General features: G+C 41.6%; 21 protein-coding genes. 6 read left to right on the top strand and 15 right to left on the bottom strand.

The genetic code is table 11. From position 1 onward, the window contains the following. Positions 1-112 precede the first annotated feature (112 nt). Together ACTB00_RS07740 and dapF are read right to left on the bottom strand one after the other, a co-directional pair. Positions 113-1,375, bottom strand: coding sequence for a diaminopimelate decarboxylase family protein (locus ACTB00_RS07740; RefSeq protein WP_463299339.1), 1,263 nt, complete (start codon positions 1,373-1,375; stop codon positions 113-115). A 168-nt stretch (positions 1,376-1,543) separates the two neighbouring features. After that, the gene (dapF, locus tag ACTB00_RS07735) at positions 1,544-2,404 is read right to left on the bottom strand and encodes a diaminopimelate epimerase (RefSeq protein ID WP_463299338.1); all 861 of its coding nucleotides are present in this window, start codon (positions 2,402-2,404) and stop codon (positions 1,544-1,546) included. A gap of 545 nt (positions 2,405-2,949) precedes the next feature. Here dapF and ACTB00_RS07730 point away from each other — a divergent pair. Continuing rightward, positions 2,950-3,612, top strand: a complete 663-nt coding sequence (locus ACTB00_RS07730; RefSeq protein WP_463299337.1) for an ATP-binding cassette domain-containing protein — start codon at positions 2,950-2,952, stop codon at positions 3,610-3,612. 161 nt (positions 3,613-3,773) lie between these two features. Here the strand turns inward: ACTB00_RS07730 and ACTB00_RS07725 are convergent, their stop codons facing one another. Continuing rightward, positions 3,774-4,268: a hypothetical protein gene (locus ACTB00_RS07725; protein WP_463299336.1), complete on the bottom strand. Its 495-nt coding sequence runs from the start codon at positions 4,266-4,268 to the stop codon at positions 3,774-3,776. Between the two features lie 326 nt (positions 4,269-4,594). Between ACTB00_RS07725 and ACTB00_RS07720 the strand changes: the two genes are divergently transcribed. Genes ACTB00_RS07720 through ACTB00_RS07710 form a run of 3 tightly spaced genes read left to right on the top strand, consistent with a single transcriptional unit; the run spans position 4,595 to position 6,140 of the window. Continuing rightward, entirely contained in the window at positions 4,595-5,287 is a 693-nt protein-coding gene (locus ACTB00_RS07720; protein WP_463299335.1) for an OmpA family protein, read from the top strand. A gap of 28 nt (positions 5,288-5,315) precedes the next feature. After that, entirely contained in the window at positions 5,316-5,951 is a 636-nt protein-coding gene (locus ACTB00_RS07715) for a porin family protein (protein ID WP_463299334.1), read from the top strand. Positions 5,952-5,972: 21 nt separating this feature from the next. After that, positions 5,973-6,140, top strand: coding sequence for a DUF1328 family protein (locus ACTB00_RS07710; protein WP_463299333.1), 168 nt, complete (start codon positions 5,973-5,975; stop codon positions 6,138-6,140). A gap of 90 nt (positions 6,141-6,230) precedes the next feature. On the opposite strand, the gene xseB is transcribed toward ACTB00_RS07710, so the two are convergent. The 5 genes from xseB to ACTB00_RS07685 form a co-directional block, all read right to left on the bottom strand. Then, positions 6,231-6,431: an exodeoxyribonuclease VII small subunit gene (xseB, locus tag ACTB00_RS07705; protein WP_159517686.1), complete on the bottom strand. Its 201-nt coding sequence runs from the start codon at positions 6,429-6,431 to the stop codon at positions 6,231-6,233. Positions 6,432-6,436: 5 nt separating this feature from the next. Next, positions 6,437-7,876 (bottom strand): exodeoxyribonuclease VII large subunit, encoded by a 1,440-nt coding sequence (xseA, locus tag ACTB00_RS07700; RefSeq protein ID WP_463299332.1) that lies wholly within the window; start codon positions 7,874-7,876, stop codon positions 6,437-6,439. Positions 7,877-7,879: 3 nt separating this feature from the next. Beyond that, positions 7,880-9,481, bottom strand: a complete 1,602-nt coding sequence (locus ACTB00_RS07695) for a S8 family serine peptidase (RefSeq protein ID WP_463299331.1) — start codon at positions 9,479-9,481, stop codon at positions 7,880-7,882. 97 nt (positions 9,482-9,578) lie between these two features. Beyond that, the gene (locus tag ACTB00_RS07690; protein ID WP_463299330.1) at positions 9,579-10,385 is read right to left on the bottom strand and encodes a toxin-antitoxin system YwqK family antitoxin; all 807 of its coding nucleotides are present in this window, start codon (positions 10,383-10,385) and stop codon (positions 9,579-9,581) included. Between the two features lie 155 nt (positions 10,386-10,540). Further along, complete coding sequence (locus ACTB00_RS07685) at positions 10,541-12,751, bottom strand: bifunctional alpha,alpha-trehalose-phosphate synthase (UDP-forming)/trehalose-phosphatase (protein ID WP_463299329.1); 2,211 nt, start codon at positions 12,749-12,751, stop codon at positions 10,541-10,543. A 289-nt stretch (positions 12,752-13,040) separates the two neighbouring features. Here ACTB00_RS07685 and ACTB00_RS07680 point away from each other — a divergent pair, with 289 nt between their 5' ends. Beyond that, positions 13,041-14,876: a glycoside hydrolase family 15 protein gene (locus ACTB00_RS07680; RefSeq protein ID WP_463299328.1), complete on the top strand. Its 1,836-nt coding sequence runs from the start codon at positions 13,041-13,043 to the stop codon at positions 14,874-14,876. Positions 14,877-15,725: 849 nt separating this feature from the next. Next, positions 15,726-15,866, top strand: a complete 141-nt coding sequence (locus tag ACTB00_RS07675; RefSeq protein ID WP_463299327.1) for a hypothetical protein — start codon at positions 15,726-15,728, stop codon at positions 15,864-15,866. A gap of 62 nt (positions 15,867-15,928) precedes the next feature. Here ACTB00_RS07675 and ACTB00_RS07670 read toward each other — a convergent pair whose 3' ends face one another. The 7 genes from ACTB00_RS07670 to ACTB00_RS07640 form a co-directional block, all read right to left on the bottom strand. Further along, positions 15,929-16,888 carry a CorA family divalent cation transporter gene (locus ACTB00_RS07670; RefSeq protein WP_463299326.1) on the bottom strand — a complete coding sequence of 320 codons (960 nt, stop codon included), beginning with the start codon at positions 16,886-16,888 and terminating at the stop codon, positions 15,929-15,931. 275 nt (positions 16,889-17,163) lie between these two features. After that, positions 17,164-18,282 (bottom strand): transaldolase, encoded by a 1,119-nt coding sequence (gene tal / locus ACTB00_RS07665; protein WP_463299325.1) that lies wholly within the window; start codon positions 18,280-18,282, stop codon positions 17,164-17,166. Positions 18,283-18,348: 66 nt separating this feature from the next. After that, entirely contained in the window at positions 18,349-20,370 is a 2,022-nt protein-coding gene (tkt, locus tag ACTB00_RS07660; RefSeq protein WP_463299324.1) for a transketolase, read from the bottom strand. A 398-nt stretch (positions 20,371-20,768) separates the two neighbouring features. Continuing rightward, positions 20,769-22,301, bottom strand: a complete 1,533-nt coding sequence (locus tag ACTB00_RS07655) for an alpha-N-arabinofuranosidase (protein WP_463299323.1) — start codon at positions 22,299-22,301, stop codon at positions 20,769-20,771. Between the two features lie 38 nt (positions 22,302-22,339). Then, the gene (locus ACTB00_RS07650) at positions 22,340-23,941 is read right to left on the bottom strand and encodes an arabinan endo-1,5-alpha-L-arabinosidase (RefSeq protein ID WP_463299322.1); all 1,602 of its coding nucleotides are present in this window, start codon (positions 23,939-23,941) and stop codon (positions 22,340-22,342) included. Between the two features lie 19 nt (positions 23,942-23,960). Next, positions 23,961-25,568, bottom strand: coding sequence for an alpha-N-arabinofuranosidase (locus tag ACTB00_RS07645; protein ID WP_463299321.1), 1,608 nt, complete (start codon positions 25,566-25,568; stop codon positions 23,961-23,963). Between the two features lie 30 nt (positions 25,569-25,598). Beyond that, positions 25,599-26,600: a family 43 glycosylhydrolase gene (locus ACTB00_RS07640; protein ID WP_463299320.1), complete on the bottom strand. Its 1,002-nt coding sequence runs from the start codon at positions 26,598-26,600 to the stop codon at positions 25,599-25,601.

Raw genomic sequence — 26,600 nt, 5'->3', positions numbered from 1 at the left:
TCGTTTTTAAATTGTGTTCACCTCAAAAATACAAAACCGGGTGGTAATTTTAAGTCATAAAAAAGCCGGAAATACGAATATTCCCGGTTTTTCATGCTATCTGGGTTCTTTATTATTCAAACTTGTTGGCCGCGTCAAAATCTACAGTCGCGTACAAATCATCGTAAGTTTCAGCTCTTCGGATTTCGACCACCTCGCCGTTTTCGCGTAGCAACAATTCAGCCGAACGTAATTTGCCGTTGTAGTTGAATCCCATCGAATGGCCATGTGCTCCGGTATCGTGAATAACGACCAGATCATTCGGGTTAATTTCAGGGAGCAATCGGTTGATCGCAAACTTGTCGTTATTTTCGCAAAGCGAGCCGGTAACGTCGTAAAGCTGGCTGTGCGGAGCATTCTCTTTACCCATAACCGTTATGTGGTGGTGAGCTCCGTACAATGCCGGGCGCATCAGGTTTGCCATGCAGGAATCTAAGCCGGCGTATTTTTTATAAGTTTCTTTAATGTGCAACACTCTGGAAACCAAAAATCCGAATGGTCCGGTAATGGCACGACCCGATTCAAAGTAAATTTTTAATGGATCAAGACCATTGCCGACAATCATTTTTTCGTATAACTTTTTGATGCCTTTGCTCACCTTTTTTAGGTTTACCGGCTTGTGTTCGTTTTTGTATGGAATACCAATTCCGCCTCCCAGGTTGGCAAATTCAAATTTGATATCCAGCTCTTTGGCAACGTCAACAATCACGTCAAAAACGATCTCAGCGGTTTCAACAAAATAGTCCGCATCCAGCTCGTTCGAAGCCACCATGGTGTGAATTCCAAAGCGCTTTACGCCTTTTGCTTTCAGTATTTTATAACCTTCAAGCAATTGCTCGCGGGTAAAACCGTATTTCGAATCTTCGGGGTTTCCAATGATGATGTTTCCACCTTTCAGTGCTCCGGGATTATAACGGAAGCTAACCAGCTCGGGAAGTCCTGCATGTTGTTCCAGAAATTCGATGTGTTTAATATCGTCCAGGTTGATAACAGCTCCAAGCTCCATGGCTTTCTGGTATTCTTCGGCCGGCGTATCGTTGGAGGTGAACATGATTTCTTCGCCACGCATGCCAATTTTTTCAGCCAGCAATAACTCGGCCATCGAGCTACAGTCGATCCCAAAGCCTTGCTTGTGCAGTAACTTCATCAGGAAGGGGTTTGGAGCTGCTTTTATTGCGTAGTACTCCTTGAAACCTTCGTTCCACGAAAAGGCATCGACGAATTTTTCTGCGTAATCCAACATCCCTTTTTCATCATAGATATGAAAGGGGGTTGGGTGTTTTTCGATAATCTGTTCTAATTGTTCTTTGTCAAATGGTAATTTCTTCTCCAACATAAATTTATTTGTTTTTTTGCGATGCGCAAAGATACAATTTTGGCAGGACTATTTAGAATAAATCTGTTTAACAAGGCTGCATTGTTAACCAACAGTTGATGCAGAATTGTGCCGATTAGCTTATTGGATTGACAACCGTTAAACAGGCAAAGGTCGTCCCGCTATCATTTAGATCAGATCATTAAGAAGCTCCTGACTTAAATAGCCGCTGGCTATTTCCCTCACTTCACCGATCATTTGAATCTCCCAGTCTTCGGCAATCTCCAGTTTCAATTCACCGCCCGGCATCTTCATGGTAATCTTACGGTTGGCCAGGCCTTTTTTCACCATCATAGCAGCTACCGCGCTCGATGAACTTCCTGAGGCCAGCGTATATCCGGCACCCCGCTCCCAGATTCGGATCTCCACTTCATTGGGCGATAGTACCTTTGCAAATTGAAGGTTGATGCGGTTCGGGAATTTAGGATGATTTTCAATCTCCGAGCCGTATTGTTTGATCTCTGCTTCCGACAGTTCATCTTTCAGAATCACGCAATGCGGATTGCCCACCGACACACAGTTGATTAAATAGGTCTTATCTTTCAGTTGTAATTCCTGGTCGATGCACTCATTTTGATCACTTATTACCGGAATTTTATCAGCTTCAAAAATGGCTTTGCCCATATCCACTTTAATCATGCGGGCTTTGTTGTGTCTGGTTTCAATAACTTCGGCTGTAACCACTCCTCCGAGCGTGTCAATGCTAAACGACTTACTTTTGGTGTGTCCGTAATCGTACAAATATTTTGCAAAAATACGTAAGCCATTGCCACTCTTCTCCGCCTCCGAACCATCCGGGTTTAAAATGCGCAAGCCAAAGTCAGCTTTATTGCTATTGGTCAACAATAAAATACCATCCGATCCAATGCCATAGTGCACATCGCAAACGGTTTTTATATTCGGAACACTCATATCAAAAGTGATATCCTGACTGTTCATCACGATATAGTCGTTGCCTAAGCCGTGCGATTTCACAAAGAAGTTTTTCATATTTGTTCGAGCTAAAAAAGAGGTCCCAACAAAATTAGCAACTGTTTTTATGATGGCAAGAGAATTTGGCAAATTCAATTTAGAAATAGTATAGTTTGAAACAACTTACTCAGAAACGAGTGGTTGATAAATAAGAAGCTCGAAGTGATTTGTTATGATAATAATATTGTAAGTACTACGTTTCTTATTTATTCGATGAGACCAAATTTTATTTTTCTGTTTCGAAAATGCGTAATTTAATTCGAATTAATGAGGACACTAAGATTAATCCTAACCTTTTATAGTTCTTTCTTCTTTGTTAGTTTCTTAATAACCGTGGCATGTGTGTCTATATTATTTGTGCATGGCTTGGGTACGATTACCCCGCTTTTTTGGTTCAAGATCATTACATTAGGCGCCTTTTATTACGTAGTCAAAAACTACAAGAAAGATGAAATCTACTATTATAAAAATTTAGGAGTCTCAGCGCGGGTGCTATGGACTACGACGTTATCGATGGATTTTATAATTTTCTTTGTGCTGATGATTCTAACTGGTAAATTAAGATGAGTCATTTACTTGAAGTTGATAGTATTATTTTAGAGTTTGGGTCTAAAAGAGTTTTGCAAGATGTTTACATCAAATGCGAAACCGGAAAAATTACTGGTTTGCTAGGTTTAAATGGATCGGGTAAAACCTGTTTGCTTAATGTAATTTTTGGTGAAATTGCCATTAATGATAAATCGATTCGATTGGACGGACGAGTGCTCTATGAAAGCTATCGGAATCCTGCTGACTTCAGATACCTTCCCCAGTTTTCGTTCACTCCAAAAAGTTTGACTATCAAAAGAATCTTTAAAGATTTCAATCTCGACTTTAACAGTTTCATCATTGATTTTCCTGAGTTTAAAAAATATTACCGATCACGATTTGGGAAGTTATCAGGAGGCGAACAACGATTAGTCGAAGTGTACGTAATTCTAAAATCAAAAACGAAAGTCTGTATGCTCGATGAACCATTTTCGCAAATCATGCCTGTACATGTCGAATCAATAAAAAAGATAATGTCATCTGAAAGAAAGCACAAGGGATTTATTGTAACTGATCATTTATATAAGCATGTAACTGAAATCTGCAATGATTTATATGTTATTAGCCATGGTAAAACCTATTTAACCCATGGGGTAGAAGAATTGAAGAGATTAGGATATCTCAACTGGTCTTCTTAAGCAATCGACAGAAACGAAGAAGATGAAACGACTATGTTCAAAATTTTGCTCAAACAGGAGGAAGGTTATTTGCGAGTTCCATGCGTTGGTGTCCTAAATATAAACCCGGGTAGAATATCTTTCATTCAGCTTTTAATAGTAATATTCGGGTTGTGTTTCTTTTAAAATGCGACTTTGATTCCAAGTCCCGGGTCAATGGCAAAAAAGGCACCACCGTCGGTTACAACTTCCAGATAAGGTTTGAAGTCGAGACTAAATGCAATGGGTGCTTGAGGAATTTTATACTCCAGGCCAACAATCCCATCAACTCCTAATCCAAGGTCTCCGTCATCATCGCCATGAGGGTGTTTGTACCAGGCTGGGCCACCGCGCCCGTCAAAGTCGTCGCCATAAATAGAAACGTGTCCTCCAACTCCATAATACCAAAACAAACCGGGTTCATTAAAAGCCATCCGATTTTTTTCCCAAAGAGCGGTAAGGCTTAATCCGTCATGCCAAAATCCAACTATTCCTTCAATTGCGGAAGGGCCATAATTTTTTTTGAGTGTCAATCCTGATGTTCCTCCTGATCGCACTCCAACTGCAAAATCGTATTGCGCCATGGCTGATCCGGACATAAACAAGATTAGTGCGACTATCAAGATATTTTTTTTCATAACATATGTATTAAAGTTCTGTTTGGGTGTTAGCCAAAAACGTACCTAAGATATTATAAAATGTGTAATGACTTGAAGTAAAGAAAGATGAGGGGTTTGTCGAAGGGTTTTGCACAACCTGCTAATTGTTGAATGTGTAGATAATGAACCTCACGTTGAGTAGGAAACTATTCAACTCAGGGAGCAAGTCTAATTCATTGAAAATACATCATTGGATTAGTAAGTGATAGAAAATCAGTTGATTATTGTTTTGTTGTATTGGCGAAGGCTGAGCTGGCACAATTATTTGATAATAGATAACCAACAAATCAAAAACTGTAAACACCATGAAAACAATTGGAGTTAGAAAAAAGACAACATTTTCATTAATGCTTGCAATCATAATCATTTTTGCTTCGTGTAATAGTTCAAGAACACTTAAAGGAGGAGCAATAGGAGCTGGAGCAGGAGGAGCTATTGGAGGAGTAATCGGTTCCGGATCTGACAATACCGCAAAAGGGGCCATATTAGGTGCCGTTATTGGAGGTACTGCAGGTGCATTAGTTGGAAATTATATGGACAAGCAGGCTGAAGAACTTCAGGAAGACCTTGAAGGCGCTACGATAACACGTATTGGCGAGGGGATTAAAATAACCTTTGATTCCGGGATTCTTTTCGGTTTTGATTCAGCGAAATTGACTGAAGCATCTAAGGCTAATATTCGGGAGTTGGCAGAGACGCTCAAGAAGTATGATGATACAGAAATTTTAATTGAGGGTCATACTGATGATCGTGGAACCGAGGAATATAATCAGCAGCTGTCGGAACAGCGGGCTGCATCCGTTGGAGATTTGCTATTGAGTCTTGGAGTTAGTGATACCAGAGTTACTCAGGTGGGATATGGAGAGTCACAGCCAATTGCAGATAATGCCACGGAGGAAGGGCGTCGATTAAATCGCCGTGTTGAGGTTGCTATTTTCGCTAATGATAAGCTGAAAAGGGCCGCGAAAAGAGGAGATATTGGCGAGCTGGAGGAATAGAATAAACACAAATCAAAAAATAGAATAGATGATGAAAAAATATGTTTTATTGTCCAGCATCTTTTGTTTGCTGGTAAGTACCGTTGCTGTAGGACAAGAGTCTACGGCCGGGTTTAAAGGTGGTATTAACCTTTCGAGTTTAACTACTGATGGGAATAATGATAAAAACCTTAAAGTCGGTTTTCATGCCGGAGTATATAATAAAATACCTCTTGGTAGGTCGTTTTCTCTTCAGCCCGAGTTGCTGTATTCAGGAAAAGGCATGAAGCTAAATTATGATGAAAGTGCTTTGGCTGATGGCGATAGCAAGTTCAATCTCAACTATCTTGAATTACCCGTAAAGCTGGTTTTTAATCTCGCCGAAGATTTTGAATTTCAGTTTGGGCCTTATGTTGCTTATTTGGTAAATGCCAATGTTGATACAGATGCTGACGTTCTTGATTTTTGGGAAATTGATTCTGAAGATGAAATCGACCGCGATCGCTTCAAATCGTTGGATTATGGTGTTTCCCTTGGACTGGGATTTAACCTGGATGCTTTGATACTTGGGTTTAACTACAATCTTGGATTAACGCAAGTAGCGAAGGATGATGAACTCTCTTATGACGTGCTTGGAGACGCAAAAAACTCTGTCATTCAAGTATATGCAGGACTTAGATTTTAAAATCACTTTAAAAAATTATTTATGTTACGTTTAGTTATTCTCTTTTTATTAGTTGCATTAGTTGCTGCATTGTTTGGTTTTGGAGGAATTGCGGCCGGAGCAGCTGAAATTGCAAAAATAGTCTTTTACATTTTTATTGTCCTTCTGTTATTATCCTTAATTGCAGGTGGTTTCAGGGGGTGGAAATAAATCTCCAATAATAAGTAATAGGTGTTTTTCTCAACAGGGGTTCTCAATTATTGAGAGCCTTTGTTTTTTCTGGAAATGGACGATTGGGGATTAGTCCTCCATTTCTTTTAGAATATTCTCAACCTCGGTCTCCGTTTTGTGAAGCTTGTCTTTGCAAAGCTTAATGAGTGTCGATACTCTTTTTACTTTGGTTGACAATTCATCCACATCGAGTTCTTCATTTTCAATTTTTTCAAGAATCTCATCTATCTCGTTCACTGCTTCCTGATAGGTTGGTTTTTTTGCTGCCATAGCTCTTATTTTTTCGTGATTTTACTTTTTACTTTTCCGTCTGATAATTGGGTTTCTATCTCATCGCCATCTGATAATTGCTTAGTCGACTTGATTAAATGGCCTCCGCTATAAGTTAAACTGTATCCTCGTTTCAATACACTTTTAGGATCCATCAAACGAACTTTTCCTTCAAAGTTAGTCAGTTTGTTTTCTTCTTCCTTCAAAGTGTTCTTAAGACGAATCTTAAAAAGCTCGTGCGATTGGGTCAACTGGTTACGTTTAATTCTGAACTGCCGTTGCATGAAAAATTGGAGGTTGTCCAATTTACGGCTCAATTGATGGTTTTGCTCATTAATGCGACCGGTTCCTAATTTTTCAATCAGATGTTTATGATCTTGTAGCTGCTGCGTTTTTGCTCCGAGAAATGCAGGTATCGATTTTTCAAGTCTGAAATTCGTCAGGTTAAATCGATTATTTTCCTCGCTAACCAATTCGCGCACTCCCTGAGTTAATTTTTGCATCGAGCTTTTCAAAAATTCTTTTTCTGTATGAAGCCGATCTTCAACCTGCTCTACGAACCGTTCTTTCATTTCGTCCAGCATCTGCTCGAAGGCTGCCGCTCCACTTATCAAAAATTCAGCTACGGCTGTTGGGGTTTTCAGCTTCGTGTGAGCTACTAAATCAACGGCTGTTTCATCTTTGTCGTGCCCAATTCCCGTTAGCACAGGGATTGGCAATTGGGTGATGTGATAGGCTAATTCGTAATGATCGAAACTGGCCAAATCAATTTGTGCCCCTCCACCACGGATAATGACCACCACATCAAAAAAATCTTCATATTCAAACACTTGCTCCAACGCGATGATGATGGAAGCAGCTGCATCTTTCCCTTGCATGATTGCGGGAAACAGCTTGGTATAAAAATGAATGTTGTAGGCGTTGTTGGCCAGCTGATCCCGGAAGTCTTGCAGCCCGGCTGCTGTTGGTGACGAAACAATCGCAATTCGCTGAGGCACCAGCGGAAGTTCAAGCTCCTTATTCATATCCACCACTCCATCCTCTTCGAGCTGAAGCAGGATTTCACGTCGCTTGCGAGCCATGTCGCCCATCGTGTAGGTGGGATCAATATCCCGAATATTCAGGCTCAATCCGTACAGCGGGTGAAACTCCACCTTGGCACTAACGAGTACTTTTAACCCTTCGGAAAAGGCCTGTCCCGTTGTGGTTTCAAAGAACGGTTTCAGCATGCGAAACGTGTACGACCAAATGGTTGCCCGACAACGAGCGACTATATTCTTTGTGGCCTCATCAATGTCAACCAATTCCAGATAGCAATGGCCGGTACGATTCTGATTAAGCTCGCTGATCTCAGCTTTTATCCAAAGCAGGTTAGGAAAAGCATCGTCCAGTTGCTCTTTTATTTGGTTGTTGAGTTCCGAAAGAGTGAGTTGTGCAGCCGCCATACTCTAATTGACCTTTATCAGTTTGATTACCGTACTGTCGGTATTTGTTTCAATTTTAAGTAGAATTAATCCGGCAGGCAAGTTAGCCAAATTCGGTATAAAAATAGAAGGCGCATATTGAAAAACTTGTTTGTAAAGGCAATTACCAAGAGCCGAAAATAGGCTGATGGTGATTTCACCTGTCGGTTGTGGAGTGGTCTGGAATAAATAAACGCCCTCACGAAAAGGATTTGGTAAAGCTGTCCAGTTGTCGATTTTAGCACGCGGATTGGCTGGACGAAGAAATAAATTAGCCAACTGAAAATTAGGTATTCCATAGCCCAACGTGTCGTTGGGAGATGCGTATTGAGAGGCACTTTTTTCAAGTGCTTCTTTTATTTCCAGGTTGGTTGCATCGGGGTGTGCCTGCCACAAGCAGGCCGCCATTCCGGCCAGCACCGGCGATGCGAAAGAAGTGCCATTTGAAGGGCCGATACTTCCATCCGTTTTTTGCAGAATGGTTCCCCAGCCAACTGCTGCTAAGTTGGGTTTTACGTCGCCATCGGCACTTGGACCTAAAGAGCTAAACGGAGCCCAAATGCTATCGTTATTAACTGCCCCAACACCAATTATCAAGTCTCCATCCGAAGGGGCAACCAGGTATTTCCATGGATTATCAGCTTCGTTTCCTGCGCTGGAAAATACCAGCATGCCTTTTTCTACCGCAATGTTTGCTGCTTTAGTAATTCGGGTGGTGCTTCCGTCCATTTCAGCATAGCTGTGATTCATATTCGGGTCATCAAAGGTTGTATAACCCAGCGAAGAATTAATGATGTCGCAGCCGGCACTGTCAGCCCATTCTGCAGCTGCTACCCAATTGTTTTCTTCAATCAGGTATTCGGTCGCTCCATCTTCGCTGCGCAGCAAATAGTAAGATGCTTCGGGAGCGGTTCCAATTAATTCATTTTTGACATATCCTCCCATTGTTGAAAGTACATTCGTACCATGGGTGTGTGCCAGAAAAACATCACCTCCGGGATCGACAAAATCTTTGGTTCCCAGTATTCGGTTTTCGAACCACAGTTGCTCGAACGCTCGCAACTCATCGACTTTATAAAAGCCGGCATCTAAAACAGCAATATGCATGCCTTCGCCCTGATAGCCGAGTGCATGCAGCAGTTGTCCGTTAAATAGTCGCAGTTGGTGGTAGGAAGAACCGTAGTCAGTGGTATTAATATTATTGAGTTGATACTCGGTTTGAAATTTATTGCGAGCTGATTTCAAGAAAACACCGGGCTTGGTGAGTTCTGAAAAGGCAATGAAATTCAGGTTCTGCCTGATTTGTTCGTAAACGGATTTGGTTGCTCGAATGGTTGCTCCATTCAGCCATTTCGATGTATGAATGATTTCTGCTCCCTGCTCTTGCAGCTGTTGGAGGTAGTTGTCCGACACCGGCAAATCACGTTCATCAAGCGCGATGTTTTGTTTTTGGCGACGTTCAATTGCGCGCGGCGACAAAAATTGTTCCGGCTGATTGATGCTAAAAACTGTTCCCAATTTGTCTTTAAATTGTACCCAGTAGAAGTTTTCGACTTCATTTTGAGCCACTAGGTTTCCTGTCAGCATGATTAGGGAAGCAATAAACAAACAGGATTTTAACATCGGTGTCTTTCAATTTAGTTACAGTCAGGCAAATTTGAGGTTGTCAGGTAACACCAATCGATTACCGTGGAAGAATATTATTCTTTTGCATGTATTGCATTGGATCGTTCATGAATTTTTCGGGATCAACCAATTTACTTTTATTTTTCTCCAACTCGTTGAACTTTAATTGCTGAATACTATCTAAAACCATTGGATTCATCAGGATTCCCATGTCGTAAATAAGCGTATGCGAAAAATCGCCGTTTGGATGATAATAATTCCACTCTTTGTTGCGTAAGCCTTTTGTATAGAAAGCATCCAGTTCAAGTTCTCCGTTTTGGTAATAAATTTTACACGTGCCGTCTCGTTTGGCATTTTTCATCATGCACTCCATGTAAGGTATGCCATTTTTGAAATAAGCACGGTAAACACCATCTCTCAAATCATATTTAAACGATGTCTGTTCAAAAAGTTCACCGGTTGGGTAGTAGGTTTTTGAAAGGCCATGTTTCAGGTTGTTCAGGTATTCTTCTTCAGAAACCAGTTGCCCTTTTTGAAAGAATTTCCAGTGGCCAATTTTCAGCTGTCCCAAATAGTGGCCTTCAGCCATCAATTTCCCTTTAAGGTCATATAGCTCAGCTTTTACCGTATCCGATTTCTCAGGATAGAATAATTTAGCTTTTAAAAGCCCGCTGGTATGATAGCGTTTAAACTCACCAACGGGCTTATCATTTTTAAAATTTCCTTCGTAGATTTTGGTGCCATTGGGCAATTGTTTCATCCAGAAACCTTGCTTTTGTCCTTTTTCGTCTGTCTGGTTGATGGTGTCCTGTGCATAACCTGTTTTCAGGAATACTAAGACGAGCAGCATTAAAATAATTTTCATCTGTTTATAAGTGTTTATTTTTTGCAACACATGGAACTCGCTTTAAACAATCATGCTTCTGTGTGTGAATATTTTACGTGCTCGTTTCATCATAACTTTATCTGAAAGCTTAAAACTACACCATTTTCTTAAAAAAACGACGAAATTATTTTTTGTTATTCAGCTCCCAATGATTTCAGTAAGTTGCGTACTGATTTTACAGACTCCACTTTGTAGGAAGCTTCTGTTTTTTTCAACCCGACTTTTATGGTATAGGCCGATTCAGGAAGCTCGCGGAACATGTACTCATCGGTCCAGTCGTCACCCATAGCAAGAATAAAGTCGTAGTCGTCATCTCCTAAAAAGCGTTGAGCTGCGATGCCTTTGTTTATTCCGCCGGCTTTTACTTCAATTACTTTATTTCCTTCCATAATTTCCAGATTATGGTTGGCAATCATGTTCCGAAGCTCATCTTTCAATTCGTTGGCTCTCAGTTCTCCTTGTTCCGGCTCCGAGTTTCGGTAGTGCCATACCAGCGAGTAATTTTTTTCTTCGATAAAAGTTCCAGGTGTTCGGTCAACAAAGTTCTCCAGTATAGGACGAATCGTTGGTTTCCAAGTGCTATTTATATTGTCGAGCATCTTCCAGTCTTCACCTATTTTCTTCAGCCAAACCCCATGTTCAACAATTAAATTAACCTTGTGATTTCCCAACCATTTTTCAAGTGTTTCCCGGTCGCGTCCGCTAATTATAGTGACGGTGTTTTTTTCATTCTCTTCCAACTTGGTAATTAATTTGTGCAACTCTTCATCGGGACTTGCTGCTTGTGGATCGTTATTAAACCCAACGAGCGTTCCATCGTAATCGAGAAATATGGCGCGTTTTTTTGCTGAAGCAAATTTTTCAACCAATTCTTTGCTTAAACTTGGGGTAATTCTTTTTGCCAGAAAGTGCTGTTGAATTCCTTCAACTTTTTTCAAGCCTTTTATAAATTCACCTGACCATTTAAATACATCGTACCTTCGAATTCGCGCTTGTAAGTATTTCATTCTCCTTCGTTGCTCGTCCAATGGCATCGTTAATGCTTGGTTAATGCTGTCTGCAATTTCATCTTCGTTGTTCGGATTGATGATGATTGCTTCACCCAATTCTTTCACCGCTCCTGCCATCTCGCTAATAACCAACACGCCACTTTGATTCACTCTGCACGCAATATATTCTTTCGCAACCAGGTTCATTCCGTCGCGCACCGGTGTAATTAATGCCACATCGGAAGTGCTGTACAGTTCAATCAGGTTTTCAAACGGTAGCGAACGATAGAAATACCAGACTGGAGTGTAGTTCACATCGCCGTATTGGCCATTAATCCGTCCAACAAGCTCATCAATTTCACTTTTTAGTAGTTTGTATTGCTCTACTTCGTCGCGCGAAGGAACAACCAGCATGATGAGCGAAACCTGATTCCGGAATTCAGGATATTTATTCAGAAATTTTTCAAAAGCATGCAGTCTGTTTGGAATTCCCTTGGTATAATCCAGTCGATCTATCGATAAAATTAGCTTTCGGTCGGGCGATACCAGAAAATATTTTTCTAACTCTCGATGGAGCTCTGACTTTTCTTGCAGTGATTTATGAGTAATGTCCTTGGCCAAATTTTCAAATTTATCGTAGTCAATTCCCATTGGAAAAGCATCTGCCAAAATAATCCGGTCTTCAAGATGAATCTCGTTGAACGAGATTTCGTGGCCCAGCAACCGCCTCACGGAACTGAAAAAATGTCGTTCGTAATCATAAGTGTGAAACCCAATCAGGTCAGACCCAAGCATTCCTTTAATTAACTCATTACGCCAGGGTAAAATCCGGAAAACTTCGAATGAAGGAAATGGTATGTGAAGAAAAAAACCGATTGTGACATTTGGTTTAACTGACTTGATCATTTCGGGAACCAAAAGCAGCTGGTAGTCGTGAATCCAGACAATGTCACCATCATCTACGGTTTCAAGTGCTTTTTGTGCAAACTTATGGTTGACTTTTTTGTAGGCTTCCCAGTAGTCTGGATTATAATCGCAAAACTGTGCGAAGTAATGAAAGAGAGGCCAGATAACATTATTGCTAAAGCCTTCATAATAGAGATTGATTTCTTCTTTGCTTAAATGAACGGCAAGGCAGTCTTCGGTAACCAGTTTGTCGTCGATCTCAACAATCTCGTCTTCTGTCAGGTCATCTTTTGCTAAGCCGGGCCAACCAATCCATTTTCCTCCATATTCTTTATAGATGGATCTCATTCCGGTAGCTAATCCTCCTACGCTTGGAGATAGTTCAAATGATTCTTCTTCTCTTTTTATACTTAGTGGCAATCGGTTTGATACGATGTGAATTTTGCTCATAACAGTTTTTATTTGGGTCTATTTGTTGCTATCTGATTGATGTTTTCTTACTATTAATCAACACATTTCTTAATTAATTGTTGTGAAATTGAAATTATTGAACCCGAATGTAAAGAAGCGGATGTTCTTGACTCATATTTGAGACATTTCCGCTTATAAAATTTATATTAGCGGCTCAATTAGCCTTTCTGAGTGCTTCTAGCTACTTTAAAGGTTGTTTTATTTTCTCAAGTTATCAAAATATTTTGGAATTAAATCCATCCTTTTTGATGATGTTTAACATTGGTTTATGAAAAATTTGAATTACGGGGTTATTGGAAATTGCAGAAGTGCTGCTTTGGTTTCAGAAGATGGATCGGTTGACTGGCTTTGTTTGCCACAATTTGATTCCTCTTCGGTTTTCGCAAATTTATTGGATGAGAACAAGGGAGGAAGCTTTAAAGTTATCCCGGATAAACCTGAGAATATTACTCAGAGTTACATTCCGCGAACGAACATCTTAAAAACGCGGTTTCAATGCGAAGATGGGGTATTTGAAGTGCGAGACTTTATGCCAAGGTATGAAAATCCCAATAGCGGAGGGCATTATACTCCACCCGATATTGTTCGCTATTTTAAATGGATTGAAGGTGAGCCATCATTTAAAGTTTTGTACGATCCGAAGTTGGAATATGGGAAAAATGAGACCACTAATTTCGTAGAACAAGGATGTGAGAACGAGAAAAATGGAAATTGTTACATCAAATCACACACATCCAACGGAACTTACGATTCCTTATATTTTTACTCTAGCTTTGATTATCCGGATATTTTGGAGCAAAAGTCAATCCGGTTGATAAAGGATGAATATTGCCTGTTAAGCTATAATCAAAAGTTACTTCCACAAGATACCCGACGGGCAAAACTGAAATTGGAACGAACCAAAGTTTATTGGCTAAATTGGGTTGAACGGACCACCTCGTTCCGTGTTTACAATGAGATTATAGCGCGCAGTGCGTTGACGTTGAAAATGTTGAGCTATGCTAAGAGCGGCGCTATCCTGGCGGCGTTAACGACCTCTCTGCCAGAGACTATTGGAGAGGAGCGAAACTGGGATTATCGATTTTGCTGGATTCGCGATGGCTCAATGGTTGTTAAAATCATGACTTCTCTGGGACATTATAAACTGGCCAATCAATATCTTCGTTTTATCATCGACATACTTCCGGACAAGGATGAGAAGATGCAAATCATGTATGGGATTAACGGAGAAAAGAAATTGAAAGAGTACGAATTATCGCATATTGAAGGGTATGAAGGATCAGTTCCTGTGCGGATTGGAAATGCTGCATACCGACAAAAGCAAAATGATATTTATGGTATTTTACTGGATGTGATTTATCAGCAACTTGAGATTTATGACATTACCCTGGAGCACAGCGAAGACCTTTGGACCATTGTGCGCAACATTATTAAAGTTGTAGAAAACAATTGGAGAAAGCCTGATCGTGGGATTTGGGAAATCAGAAGTGAAAATAAACATTTCACCTTTAGCAAGGTGCTATGTTGGACTGCGCTTGACCGTGCTGTTAAAATTGCGACACTCCTGCAGCGCGGACTGTATGTCAAGAAGTGGTCCGTGTTGAGGGATAAAATTCACAATGACATTATGAAAAAGGCCTGGAACGAAGAACGGCAGGCCTTTACGCAAGCGTACGGATCCAAGGACTTGGATGCTTCGGTTTTGCTGATGGAATCGTATGGTTTTATTAATGCAACCGATCAGAAGTATGTGACTACTGTACTGGCTATTCAAGAGGATCTGGAACAGGATGGCCTGATGTACCGCTACCGCAATCAGGATGATTTTGGAACACCAAAATCGGCTTTTACTATTTGTTCTTTTTGGCTAACCAATGCCCTTTTTAAAATAGGAAGGAAGGAAGAAGCCATCAAGAAATTCCATCAACTGCTGGGGTATTCAAACCATTTGGGGTTGTTTAGTGAGGATCTTGATTTTAAAACCAAGCGGATGCTTGGAAATTTCCCACAGGCATATTCTCACTTAGCAATAATTGAAACAGCAATGACGGTTTCTGGGTCGCAGCTGACCGATGAAGAAATCGTTAAAGAATATATTCATTAATTGCTATAAGCCGAGTACGGATTTGTTTTCGATGACTTTGTGAAACCAATCAATCTCCTTAAAAATTAGATCCAAAATGCAGTCCTGGTTCTCCAATAAAGAACTTTGACCACCTATCGTCAACTTGCTTAAATGAATCGGGCATTTTTGTGTGGTATGGACGTTGAGTTATGGCAATTGATGGTTCTATAAAAAATCGGTCATTAAAAAGTTTGAAGTGGTAACCAACTCTGTACGTGTTGAAAATCTGAAAACCATTATCAACCTTGTTACCGCTGTCGTCCGCAAAGGTTTGCCAAGCGTTCATTACGTGAACACCAGCGTAAAGTCCTTTCCATACAAATTTCTGATACGCAAGTGCAAAGCCATATTCACGAATATAACCCGGAAATTTTTCATCAGGTGATTCATATGATTTTCCGTAAGGAATGCCAAGAGGTCAACCATATTTCCAGGTTTTTAGTTCTATTGAAATTACATCACTTCTTGTAATTCGATAGCCTATGTTCAGTTGTACAAAATCAGGTCTGTTTTTAGGGTACTTCGGAAGTGGGGGCCCCCACTTCCGAAGTACCCCCCCCCACTTCAAAACCGAACTCGCGGAGTTCAATATAGCATTCACTCACCCCGGAGATGCGCGAGTTCGGTAAAAAGGGGAATTAAAGCGGTTCCAAACCGAACTAGTTCACCTTTGAGGTGAATTCATTCGGTTTTCGGGTGACTGAGTTAGGCAAATTGCTGAATTCATTCGGTTCAAGACCGATCGAAAGCGGTTCTAAACAGAACTCATTCGGTTCAGAACCGAACGAAAGCGGTTTTTAGCCGAACTTCATGTAAACAAAGTTGGGAATGTTGTGTCGTGACAGTGAAACAAAACCACGCGAAAAGATTCGCTCGGGAGCAGGAGGCGAACTGGTTATTGTTTCACTTGAAATAGGCGTTGTTGCAGATAAAGCTGCCATTGCACGACCTGAAGTTGTCATTGTTTGACCCACAGGTTACTTTTGCTTTTTCAAAGCAAGACCCGGGTCACAGAGCCGCGCCAGCGGGGGCTACTGCTTCAACCATTTTTTCTTTTTGAAGTAGATAAAAGGCAACAGGGCCGATAGGATCATAGCCACCAGAGCGATTGGATAGCCATAAGCCAATTCAAGTTCAGGCATCGTTTCAAAGTTCATTCCGTAGACACCTGCTATAAAGGTTGGTAGAGAAATACACACGGTAACCACTGTGAGCATTTTAAAAATATGGTTTTGCTCTAAATCAATCTTATTCGATACGTTTTCTTTTAAATCGTCCAGACGCTCGAAATTAAAATGGATATAGTCGGAAACAGCCGACAAGTCGTTCAATTCAACAGAAACACTTTCTTTTATTCTGGTTGTTTGTTCCCAATTGCTCTTCATATACAATGTGAAAATCCTGGAGGTTTCCAACAGTGCCTCTTTGATTAACAGGTTGTTGAAATTGTAGGTCGTAATGACATCCAGCTCTTCCTTCGAAAACTCTTTTTCGATTAAAATTCTGCTTGCAAGTGTTTTAATTTTTTTCGATTGATGTTCAGTAATATCTGCGAAATAGTCTGAAATGAACTCAAACTGGAATTTAAAGATACGTTCAGTATCCGATGATTCCTGGATGGATCTGATCTTGTTGGAATAAGCTTCGTTAAAAACCGTATCCAGCTTGCAACTTGAAAACAGGAAAACGCCATCCTTCGTGACAATGATAAAAACAGGCTCTTCAACCATTTTCTTTTCACGATCCAGGTAGGGAATGGAAAAATGGAATGAAGCCTGGTTGGTGGTTTCTAAAAAGTGAGAACTAATTTCAATGTCTTCATAATTTTTCATGATTGTGAAGTCGAGCCCATAGTTCTCCGACAGCCAATCCAATTCAGCATCCGTGGAATCATGAAACTGCATTAAATGAAAGTCGAGCTTGGAAGACGAAATGTCGCTAACGGCTTGAAAAGTCAAACATTCCTTATTTTTTAATAATATTTCTATCATAGTTGTTCGCTTTGAGTGAAGGACAACGGATGGGTTGCGGACAGCCAGCCAGGTGAAAAGCCAAGCCATTCAGATACCGCGATAGCTAAACCATGTTCCCTCCGGGTTTGGTGTCTGTTGAGACCCGATATTTTTTGGTAGGAGTGAGAACCAAAATAATCGCGTTGCGCCTGAATCATATCAATCCAAAATCATATTTTTCCATAGTTGTATTAAACCGTTATGTTGAGTATTTTCTCCTGATAATTCAAGTAATAATTCACCTACGCTAAGTTCTAATTTGCTTCTTCTTCAATGCTTTTGAGTAAGCTGTCAAACGGGTCGGTGAATTTTTCGATACCTTCTTTCACCAGTTGATCAGTGATGTGGTCTAAATTGAGTTCAATTTTTTCAAGATCACTAAAAACGCTTAAAGCCTTTTTAACATCCTCGGTGACGGTGTTCGGAAGAAGTTTACCATGATCTTTAAATGCTTCGATGGTCTCGGCGGGCATTGTGTTTACAGTGAACGGACCGACAAGTGGCTCTACATATCGGGTGTCACTGTATCCCTCGGTTTTATTGCTGGTACTTGCCCAAAGTGGACGTTGCACGCGAGCGCCTTTCGAGGCCAGTTTCTCCCAACGGTCGCCGCTGAATGCATTCAAAAAACTTTGGTACGCAATTTTGGCGCTCGAAATAGCCGTTTCACCCAGCAGATTTTCTGCTAATATTTTTTTATCGCCGTGTGATTTGGGAATAATATCATCCATCAGTATTTTATCGGTAAGTACATCAATCCGGCTTAGGAAGAAACTGGCTACCGATGCTATTTTATCAATGGGGTTGCCTTCTTCTACCCGACGCTCCAGAGCTTTCAAATAAGCTTTGGCAACGGCTTCATAGCTTTCAATGGAAAAAAGCAGCGTGATATTGATGTTAATACCTTCGTACAACATTTCTTCAATAGCCGGAATTCCTTCCGGGGTCCCGGGTATTTTAATCATGCAGTTTGGGCGGTCAACCGCTTTATACAGTCGCCGGGCTTCGGCCTTGGTTTTTTCTGTTTCCTTTGCCAAGTAAGGCGAAACTTCTAAACTCACGAAACCATCTTCGCCGTTTGATGCATCGAACACGGGGCGCAACAGATCGCAGGCTTTCTGGATATCCTGGATGGCCAGTGCCTCGTAAATTTCTTCCGGTTTCTTTCCTTTTCCGGCCAGCGCTTTTATCTGGTCGTCATACAAATGACCGCTGGAAATCGCTTTATTAAAAATACTCGGGTTAGAGGTAATTCCTCTCAAACCTTCATTTTTGATTCTGTTCTCCAGTTCTCCGTTTGTAATTATTTCTCTCGATAAGTTGTCAAGCCAGTAGCTTTGTCCATATTCCAATAGTTTATCAAACTTTTCCATAGCGATATTTTATTTTACTTTTTCTGATTGAATTGTTTTCTTTCTTCGGCGCGGCAAGCCTTACGTTCATGATTTACTTTGTTCTATTGATCTTTTTACATGATCAATCACATTGTCAACCGTAAAGCCATAGTGTTTGAAGTTTTCCTGATAAGGAGCACTTGAGCCAAAACGTTCCACCGATACTACGGTGCCACTGTCGCCAACCCATTCTTTCCAGCCGAGTGAAGCACCTGCTTCTACTGCTGTTCTTGCTTTCACGTTGGGCGGAAATACTTCATTCCGGTAGGCTTCGTCCTGCTCCTTAAATAGCTCCCAGCAAGGCATGCTCACTACCCGCGAGTCAATATTCATGCCGCGCAGTTTTTCCTGTGCTTCCAGCGCCAGCGAAACTTCGGAACCGGTCGCCATAAGAACGGCATCAGGCGTATCGCCTTTTTCTTTCGAAAGGACGTAGGCGCCTTTCGTTACCCCTTGAGCCGAGGCATATTTGCTCCGATCCACAATCGGGACATTTTGCCGTGTTAGCACCATCATCGAGGGACCTTCTTTTCGCTTCAACACGGCTCGCCAGGTGTAAGCTACTTCGTTGGCGTCGGCCGGACGAAAAACAAAAATATTGGGCATGGCTCTAAACGAAGCCAGGTGCTCCACGGGTTGGTGAGTGGGGCCATCGCCTCCCAGACCAATGGAATCGTGGGTGAGTACATAAATGGTTGGCAGTTCCATCAATGCTGCCAGCCGGATCGCCGGGCGGGCATAATCGGAAAAGATGAAGAATGTAGACGCAAAAGCCCGAAGTCCTCCATGAAGTATCATTCCTGAAGTGGCCGCTGCCATTCCGTGTTCTCTGACTCCCCAGGCGATATTTCGGTTCTGGTAGTTTCCTTTGCCAAAATACCCCGATTCTTCCATCAATGTTTTTGTTGAAGCTGCCAGGTCAGCACTTCCTCCCAACAGGTAAGGAACGTTCTTAGCAAATGAATTAATGATTTTTGCCGATGCTTTACGCGTTGCCACAGGGCCGTCATCGGGCTTAAATTCTGGAATATCTTTATCCCAGTCTTTATCGAGTTCAAGCGCTCTCCCTTGTTCCAGCAAGGCATGCAAGTCCGGGTGTTTTTGCTGGTATTGGTCGTACATCGCCTGCCATTTTTTTTCAAGCTGCTCGCCTCTGTCAATGGCTTTCTGCATGTGCGTTTCCACTTCCTCCGGAACATAAAAGGATTTGTCCTCGGGCCAGCCATAGGCTTTTTTTGTTGCTTTTACTTCGTCTTCACCCAGCGCCGAGCCGTGTGCTGCTGCCGTATCTTGTGCATTGGGTGCGCCATAAGCAATGTGGGTGCGTAGGATTATCAGCGAGGGTTTATCTTTTTCCTGTTGAGCGGCCTCATAAGCCTTGGTAATTTTTTCGGTATCGTTGGCACTTTCACCTAAATCCTGCACGTGCCAGTGGTATCCTTCGAATCGTTCTTTCACATCGTCGCTGTAGGTTACTTCGGTGTCCCCGTCAATGCTGATGTGGTTGTCGTCGTAAAGGAAAATCAGTTTTCCCAATCCGAAATGACCAGCCAGTGACGCGGCTTCACTTGAAGCTCCCTCCATCAAGTCTCCGTCGCTGCAAAAACCATATACGTAATGATCAATTATCGGGGCGTCTGGTTTATTAAATCGCGAAGCAAGGTGTGCTTCTGCCATGGCCATTCCCACAGCAGTCATAAATCCTTGTCCCAGTGGTCCTGTTGTTGTTTCAATGCCTTCGGTTAGTCCGTATTCTGGGTGCCCGGGGGTTTTGCTGCCCCACTGTCGAAGGTCTTTCAGATCATTCAGCGTTAGCGGATAGCCGATTAGATGCAACATAGCATATTGAATAATGGACGCGTGACCACTCGATAACACAAACCGATCGCGGTTAAACCAGTGGGGGTTTTTAGGATTGTACTTCATGATATTATTCCACAAAACATAGGCTGCCGGTGCCAGCGACATGGCTGTTCCCGGATGACCCGAGCCAGCTTTCTGTACTGCATCCATAGCCAAGGTTCTTATCGTGTTAATCGACAAGGTCTCAATATTTCCTTTCTTCATAATCACTGTTTTTAGTTTGATAAGGTTATTTCGTTTTAAACTGAATTCGGTAATAACCTTTTACAGGATATAGGAGAAAAACCATGCCAGTATTTTGCAATGTTGGGGTTACACTAGCTAACCAACTGTGCAAAAGGAATTCGGAAGATGACCTGTTTTTTTTAGTTTCTCCGAAGTGTGGAAGAATTGCGACAAATGAGTAGAATTGAAACGGATACGAAGGGAATGGCTTGTTTTTTTCTGGTGGGGTGGGGTACGAAATGGAATTGATTAAGATGGGGTTTAATAATAAAAAACCTTGTCCGGAACTCAACAGTTGATTCGAAGATGCACTGCTTAAGCGAAAAAAAAAGGCTGCCCAAAATTGGACAGCCTTTTCATATCGTGAGCAGTAAGTTTTATTTCATTTGTACTAATACAACTGATTTCGACGGAAGATCAATCGTTAGTTTTCCGTTCTTTGGTTTTGACACATCAAAGGTTTTGATGTTTACCGATTCCTCACTGCCAAATTCGTTATGATCATTCATATTTTCAGATGTAATAATTTGTCCCGATGCTGAAGAAAAGTCATTGCCGGTTATATTTATATCGACTGATTCGCTTTTATTCGGGTTCAGGTTACACAGTGTAATCGAAACCACATCGTCTTTTGTTGATGCCGAAGCATGCACCGCAGGAACTGATTTGCCATCTAATTCGTAGGTTCCTGTTTCGAGGTTTGCCGGTATCAGTTTTGCATTTTGATGAACACTGTACATTTTAAACACATAGTAAGTCGGTGTTAGTACCATTTCATCTTCTTTGGTTAAAATAACCGATTGCAAAACGTTTACGGTTTGTGCAATATTTGCCATTTTAACACGATCGGCATGGTTGTTAAAAATATTGAGGTTTATTCCCGCTACCAAGGCATCGCGCAAAGTATTTTGTTGATAAAGAAAGCCTGGATTTGTTCCTTCTTCCACATTAAACCAGTTTCCCCATTCGTCAACAATTAAACCGACACGTTTTTGTGGATCGTATTTGTCCATAATGGTTGAATGACGATTCACCAGTGTTTCCATCTTTAGAGTATTGTTTAATACTGCAATCCATTCTTTCTCGCCAAAATCAGTTGCGTGACCTTTATCGGTCCAGCCTGTTGTAAATGTGTAGTTGTGTAGCGAAACTCCCTGAACCAGGTGAGGATGACGCATTGTTTTGCGCATCAAAACTTCCATCCAATTGTAGTCGTCAACATTTGGACCACCGGCAATTTTATACAAATCACCACGGCAGTAGCTGGCAAAGCGGTTATACAAATCAGCATAGTACTCCGGAGTCATGTTTCCACCACAGCCCCAGTTCTCGTTGCCAATTCCCCAGTATTTTACGTCCCATGGCTCTTCACGGCCATTCTTTTTTCGTAAGTCTGTCATTGGACTAATGTTTGCCGACGTTACATATTCCACCCATTCTGAAGCTTCCTGTACAGTTCCTGAGCCGACATTCAGATTGATATATGGTTCTGCTTTAATCAAATCACAGAAATCAAGAAATTCGTGTGTTCCGAAGCTATTGTCTTCAGTAACTCCTCCCCAATGGACATTGACCATTGATGGGCGTTGTTGGCGAGGTCCAATTCCGTCTTTCCAATGGTACGTGTCGGCAAAGCAACCTCCTGGCCATCGTAATAATGGAATTTTCATGTCAATCAGCGCACCGATCACGTCATCGCGGAATCCTCTGATATTTGGAATTTCAGAATCTTCACCGACATAAATACCTCCGTAAATACAGCGTCCCAGGTGTTCTGCAAAATGCCCGTAAATGTCTTTGCTTATTTGGGTCTTCGCCTGGTCGGTATGTAAGCTAAGCGTACTTTGACTAAATGCTGCCATCGCAAACATTAGGGATAAGATTGAAAGGCTAAATTTTAGTTTTTTCATGATTAAGTATTTCTATTGAATTTGTTCTTATTGCAATACTAGTTATTTTTTTTCACCCAAACTGGTTTTCCCTGATCTGTTAACCCAGATAAAATGAGTGTTGCTTCCCGTGGGTGTGACTCCCAGTTATAGCCATCGCGAACAATCAGCTGCAAGTTACCAATACTTAAAATTCCTTTTGTGGCATCCAACGTCCAGTTTCCAGATAGTGTCCCACTTACAGTTCCGTCAAGGTGAAGTTTAAACGTTCTTGAGTTTTTAATTGTTTGGTACTGGTATTCCATGAGAATTATTTCGTATTCGCCAATCATTGCCTCATCGGTTAATGGAAATTGTGGAACTCCGGCAAAACGCTCGGGCATAACTACCGGCCAACCATCATCGGTCCAGTTCATCTCGCGCACATGTCCCATCATTAGCGCATTTGACGCATTAATGCCCGGCACATTTTCGGGCAATCTTCCTTGCGATGAAAAGTACCACTGTTTTGTCGCCGGATTTTGAAATACACAACAATGCGATATTCCAACCCATCCGGTGTGTGCATTGAATGCGTAAGGATGGGTGAGCATGGGCCAGCACTCATCACCATTAGTAATGTTTTCGCCATTAATTCCCAGGAAAGGACCGGTCATGTTTTTCGAACGTGCCACCCGCGTATTGTAGGCTACTGAAAGTTCGTCGTACGCCAAAAACAGGTAGTAATATTCTGTTTCCGGATTATAGATTATTTCGGGTGCTTCCAGTGCTTGCCAGCGGTTGCTATTTACATTTCCTCGCCCGGCAATTCGAACGCCATAATCTTCGGGTGTTTCTAATTTATCAGGTTTTCCGGTTTCGGGGTTTAACTGAACAGCGGCAATGCCGGAATGCCATGAGCCATAAATCAGCCAGTGCTCTCCTTCGGGTGTAACAATAAAGCTCGGATCGATGGCATTGAACTTGAAATAACCACTCCAGTCGTCGGATCCTGTTCGGGTATATGTTTCTTTCCCATCCGGTTCAGAGCATACCACCATTCCTTTATCTTCCCAATTATTTGATGCAAGGTCGTCGGTTTCTGCCAATCCAATAAATGCTCGTTCAGTCCACGATATTTCAGTGTTATTCCCAACAATTGGGTTGGTAACCACAATGCTGTAATAAAGCCGGTATGTATCCCCAACTTTTCGAATACAAGGCGCCCAGAAAGCATAATTTGGATTTTCAATGGCCGGAAGGGCAGGTGTCATTCGAGCTCGTTTGTTGTTTAACGAGTCTTTTAACCAAGCAGGGACGGTTTGAAAAGCCATGCCCTGAAACTCCCAGTTTACCAGATCTTTCGAGCGACGGTATGGAAAATGTCCATGTCCATCGTGAGCATTTCCGTACGATGCATCGGTTTGGTACATGTAATAATATTCCCCGCTTTTTTCAACAGTTGGATCGTGCACATTGGCGAGATTCCATTGCGAGCGGTTTTCCCAGCCTGCTACAGGAATATAATTGTCAGCATACGTTGGACCAATAAAATCTTCGTTTCGCGGAGGAGAAACCTCGTCAATCGGATCAGGAACTTTCGGCTCCTCAATGTCTGCATCCTTTTTACAGGAAACGACCAGAATAGTAAGGGTTACTAGATAAAGCAGGTATTTTCTCATTTTCTTATCGGAAACAAATCTATTCAACAATTTTACCTTTTAGCATTGTAAATGAGTGAGGAGGAAAATTATAGGTAAATGCATCTTCCTTTTTGACATTAACTGATTCTTTTTGAATCGTTTTAACCTTCGTTTGATCGAAGTCGTTTTCCGCTTTAATATCAGGACCGTTTACTTCAAATATTTCAAACTCACCATCAAAAAGTCCTTCCTGCGAAATAATATCAGTCGTAATCGTTTCATCTCGATGTCGGTTAATTACACCGATAACAACTTCTCCATTGTCGTAAGTTACCGAAACATCTAAGTAGGGAACATCATCAATTTGGGCAACCTGTTCTGCAAGTCCCAGCTGAAAATGGCCCGTGTTGTAGGTTTCACAATCAACAAAAACATCGAGCGAGGTTCCAAACATATTGTTGGCGAACAGTTGAAGTGGATAATATATTGTTTGTAAAAACACGCCATCTTCTTCAGCAAAAATTGGGGCAATAACATTTACCAACTGCGCCATATTTGCCATTTTCACGATATCGGCATTGCGTACAAAAGCATTCAGGAAACCTGCAATAACCAAGGCATCCTCCAGGTTGTAACGCTCTTCAAGAGCGCGGGTTCCGGTCATGGTTTCTTTAGCCCTCCAGCGATACCAGATGTTGTATTCATCCCAGGCAATGTAAATCGGATCGCGATCGCCGCGGTCGGCTTTTTCCATCTCTCGATCGATCATTCCTTTCACTACTTTCGTGCGCTCTTCCAAAACCAAAGGTGCCGAGACAAAATTGTAATAATTGTCCTGATGGTTGCCCAAATACATGTGCAAAGCAATGTAATCAACAACATCCCTGAGTTCAGAAAGGACGGTTGCATTCCATTCGTGTGGGTCGTTATTCGGTCGGAAATTTGAAGCTCCGGCTGCAATCAGTTTAATATCCGGATCAGTTAATTTCATCAATTTACCGGCTTCACGTGCTTTTTTGCTGTAATCTTCAGCATTCAGATGTCCCATTTGCCAAAAACCGTCCATCTCGTTCCCCAGGCTCCAGTATTTAATATTGTGAGGCTCGGGGTATCCGTGCTTTTTGCGCAGCTCGGCATAATACGGTCCTTCTTTTACGTTGCAATATTCGACCCATTCCTGTGCTTCTTTAATGGTTCCTGTTCCCAGATTAACAGCAAAATAGGGTTCGGTATTCATTCGTTTGGCGTAATCCATAAATTCGTTGGTGCCAAACTGATTGGTTTCTAAGCGTGCCCAGGCCAATTCCATTCTCGGAGGACGCTCGTCTTTTGGTCCAACGCCATCTTTCCAGTTGTAGTTCGAAACAAAGTTTCCTCCCGGATAGCGGGTTAATGAGACATTCAATCCTTTGACTGCTTCCAGCACATCTAAACGGATTCCGTTTTCATCGGAGAGCGGATTACCAGGATCGTAAATTCCTCCGTAAACACACCGTCCAAGATGCTCTACAAAATTTCCGTAAATGTTTTTATCTACTTCTCCAATCTCACGGTCAACGTCAATTTTTATGCGTGCATTTTGAGCAAATAAGCTTCCTGAAAGAACTGTTGAAACTATTGCTACCGCCAGAATGAACTTCCCAAAACCAGGACCAACATGTTTCATATTCTCAATTTTATCGTTTTCATTTTTTTGTTACTCATCAATGAAAGGCCAATTATTCTCATCCCATGACAATTCCTTAATAATCAATTTCGGTTTACCATCATCATGAGCATCATAACCATGAAAAATCAGATAGTCTTTTTTATTAAATGTGTATGCCGAATTGTGACCGACACCATGCCAATTTTCATCTCCTTTTAGCAAGATGGAACCACCACCTTTTGCCAGAGAATTTCCTGCTTTATCTAAATATGGACCCGGTATAGTTTTCGATCGTCCGACAATCATTTTATAGGTGCTCTCAACTCCTTTGCAGCAATAATCAATCGATGCAAAAAGATAGTAATAATCTCCCTTTTTAAAAATAAATGGAGCCTCAATAGCATTTCCGCCAGCGTCAACCGGATTATCATCAATAGACGGAGGGTTGGACTCGTCGGAATCTTTTTCTCGTGACGCAATGGTTGGAATGTTCGTTAAATCTTCAGCCACTTTCATCGCGTCTTTCGTCAGTTTTACGAGCTTCAATCCGTCCCAAAAAGAACCAAAACTTAAATACGGAGTTCCATCTTCAGAAATAATTAAGTTCGGATCAATAGCATTCCAATTGTGTTCTCCGGGTATTGATTGAATAACTTTTCCATGATCGACCCACTTAAAATCCGGATCTTCAGGGTTCAAGGTCTTGTTAGTCGCTAAGCCAATGCACGACGTATTCTTTCCAAAAGCTGATATCGAATAATACAAATAGTAAGCTCCATTGTAAAAAGCAATATCGGGCGCCCATATGTGCCCTTTGAATCCTTTTACTGCTTCCATAGCCCATTGTGGGGCTTCATCGAAAACCGGGTCTTCACTGGTCCAGTTTTCCATGTCTGGTGATGACCACACACTAATTCCCCATCCCGTGGAAAACAGATAATAAGTTCCATTTTGCTGAATCATGACCGGGTCGTGAACAACAGTGTCTTTTGGAAAAACTTTTATAGATAAAAGTAATAGGGCGATAATTAGGGTGATTCCTTTTTTCAT

It is taken from the genome of Sunxiuqinia sp. (genome assembly GCF_055140945.1).
Note: the sequence above shows the minus strand (reverse complement) of the source record. Positions and strands in the feature narration are given on the sequence as shown.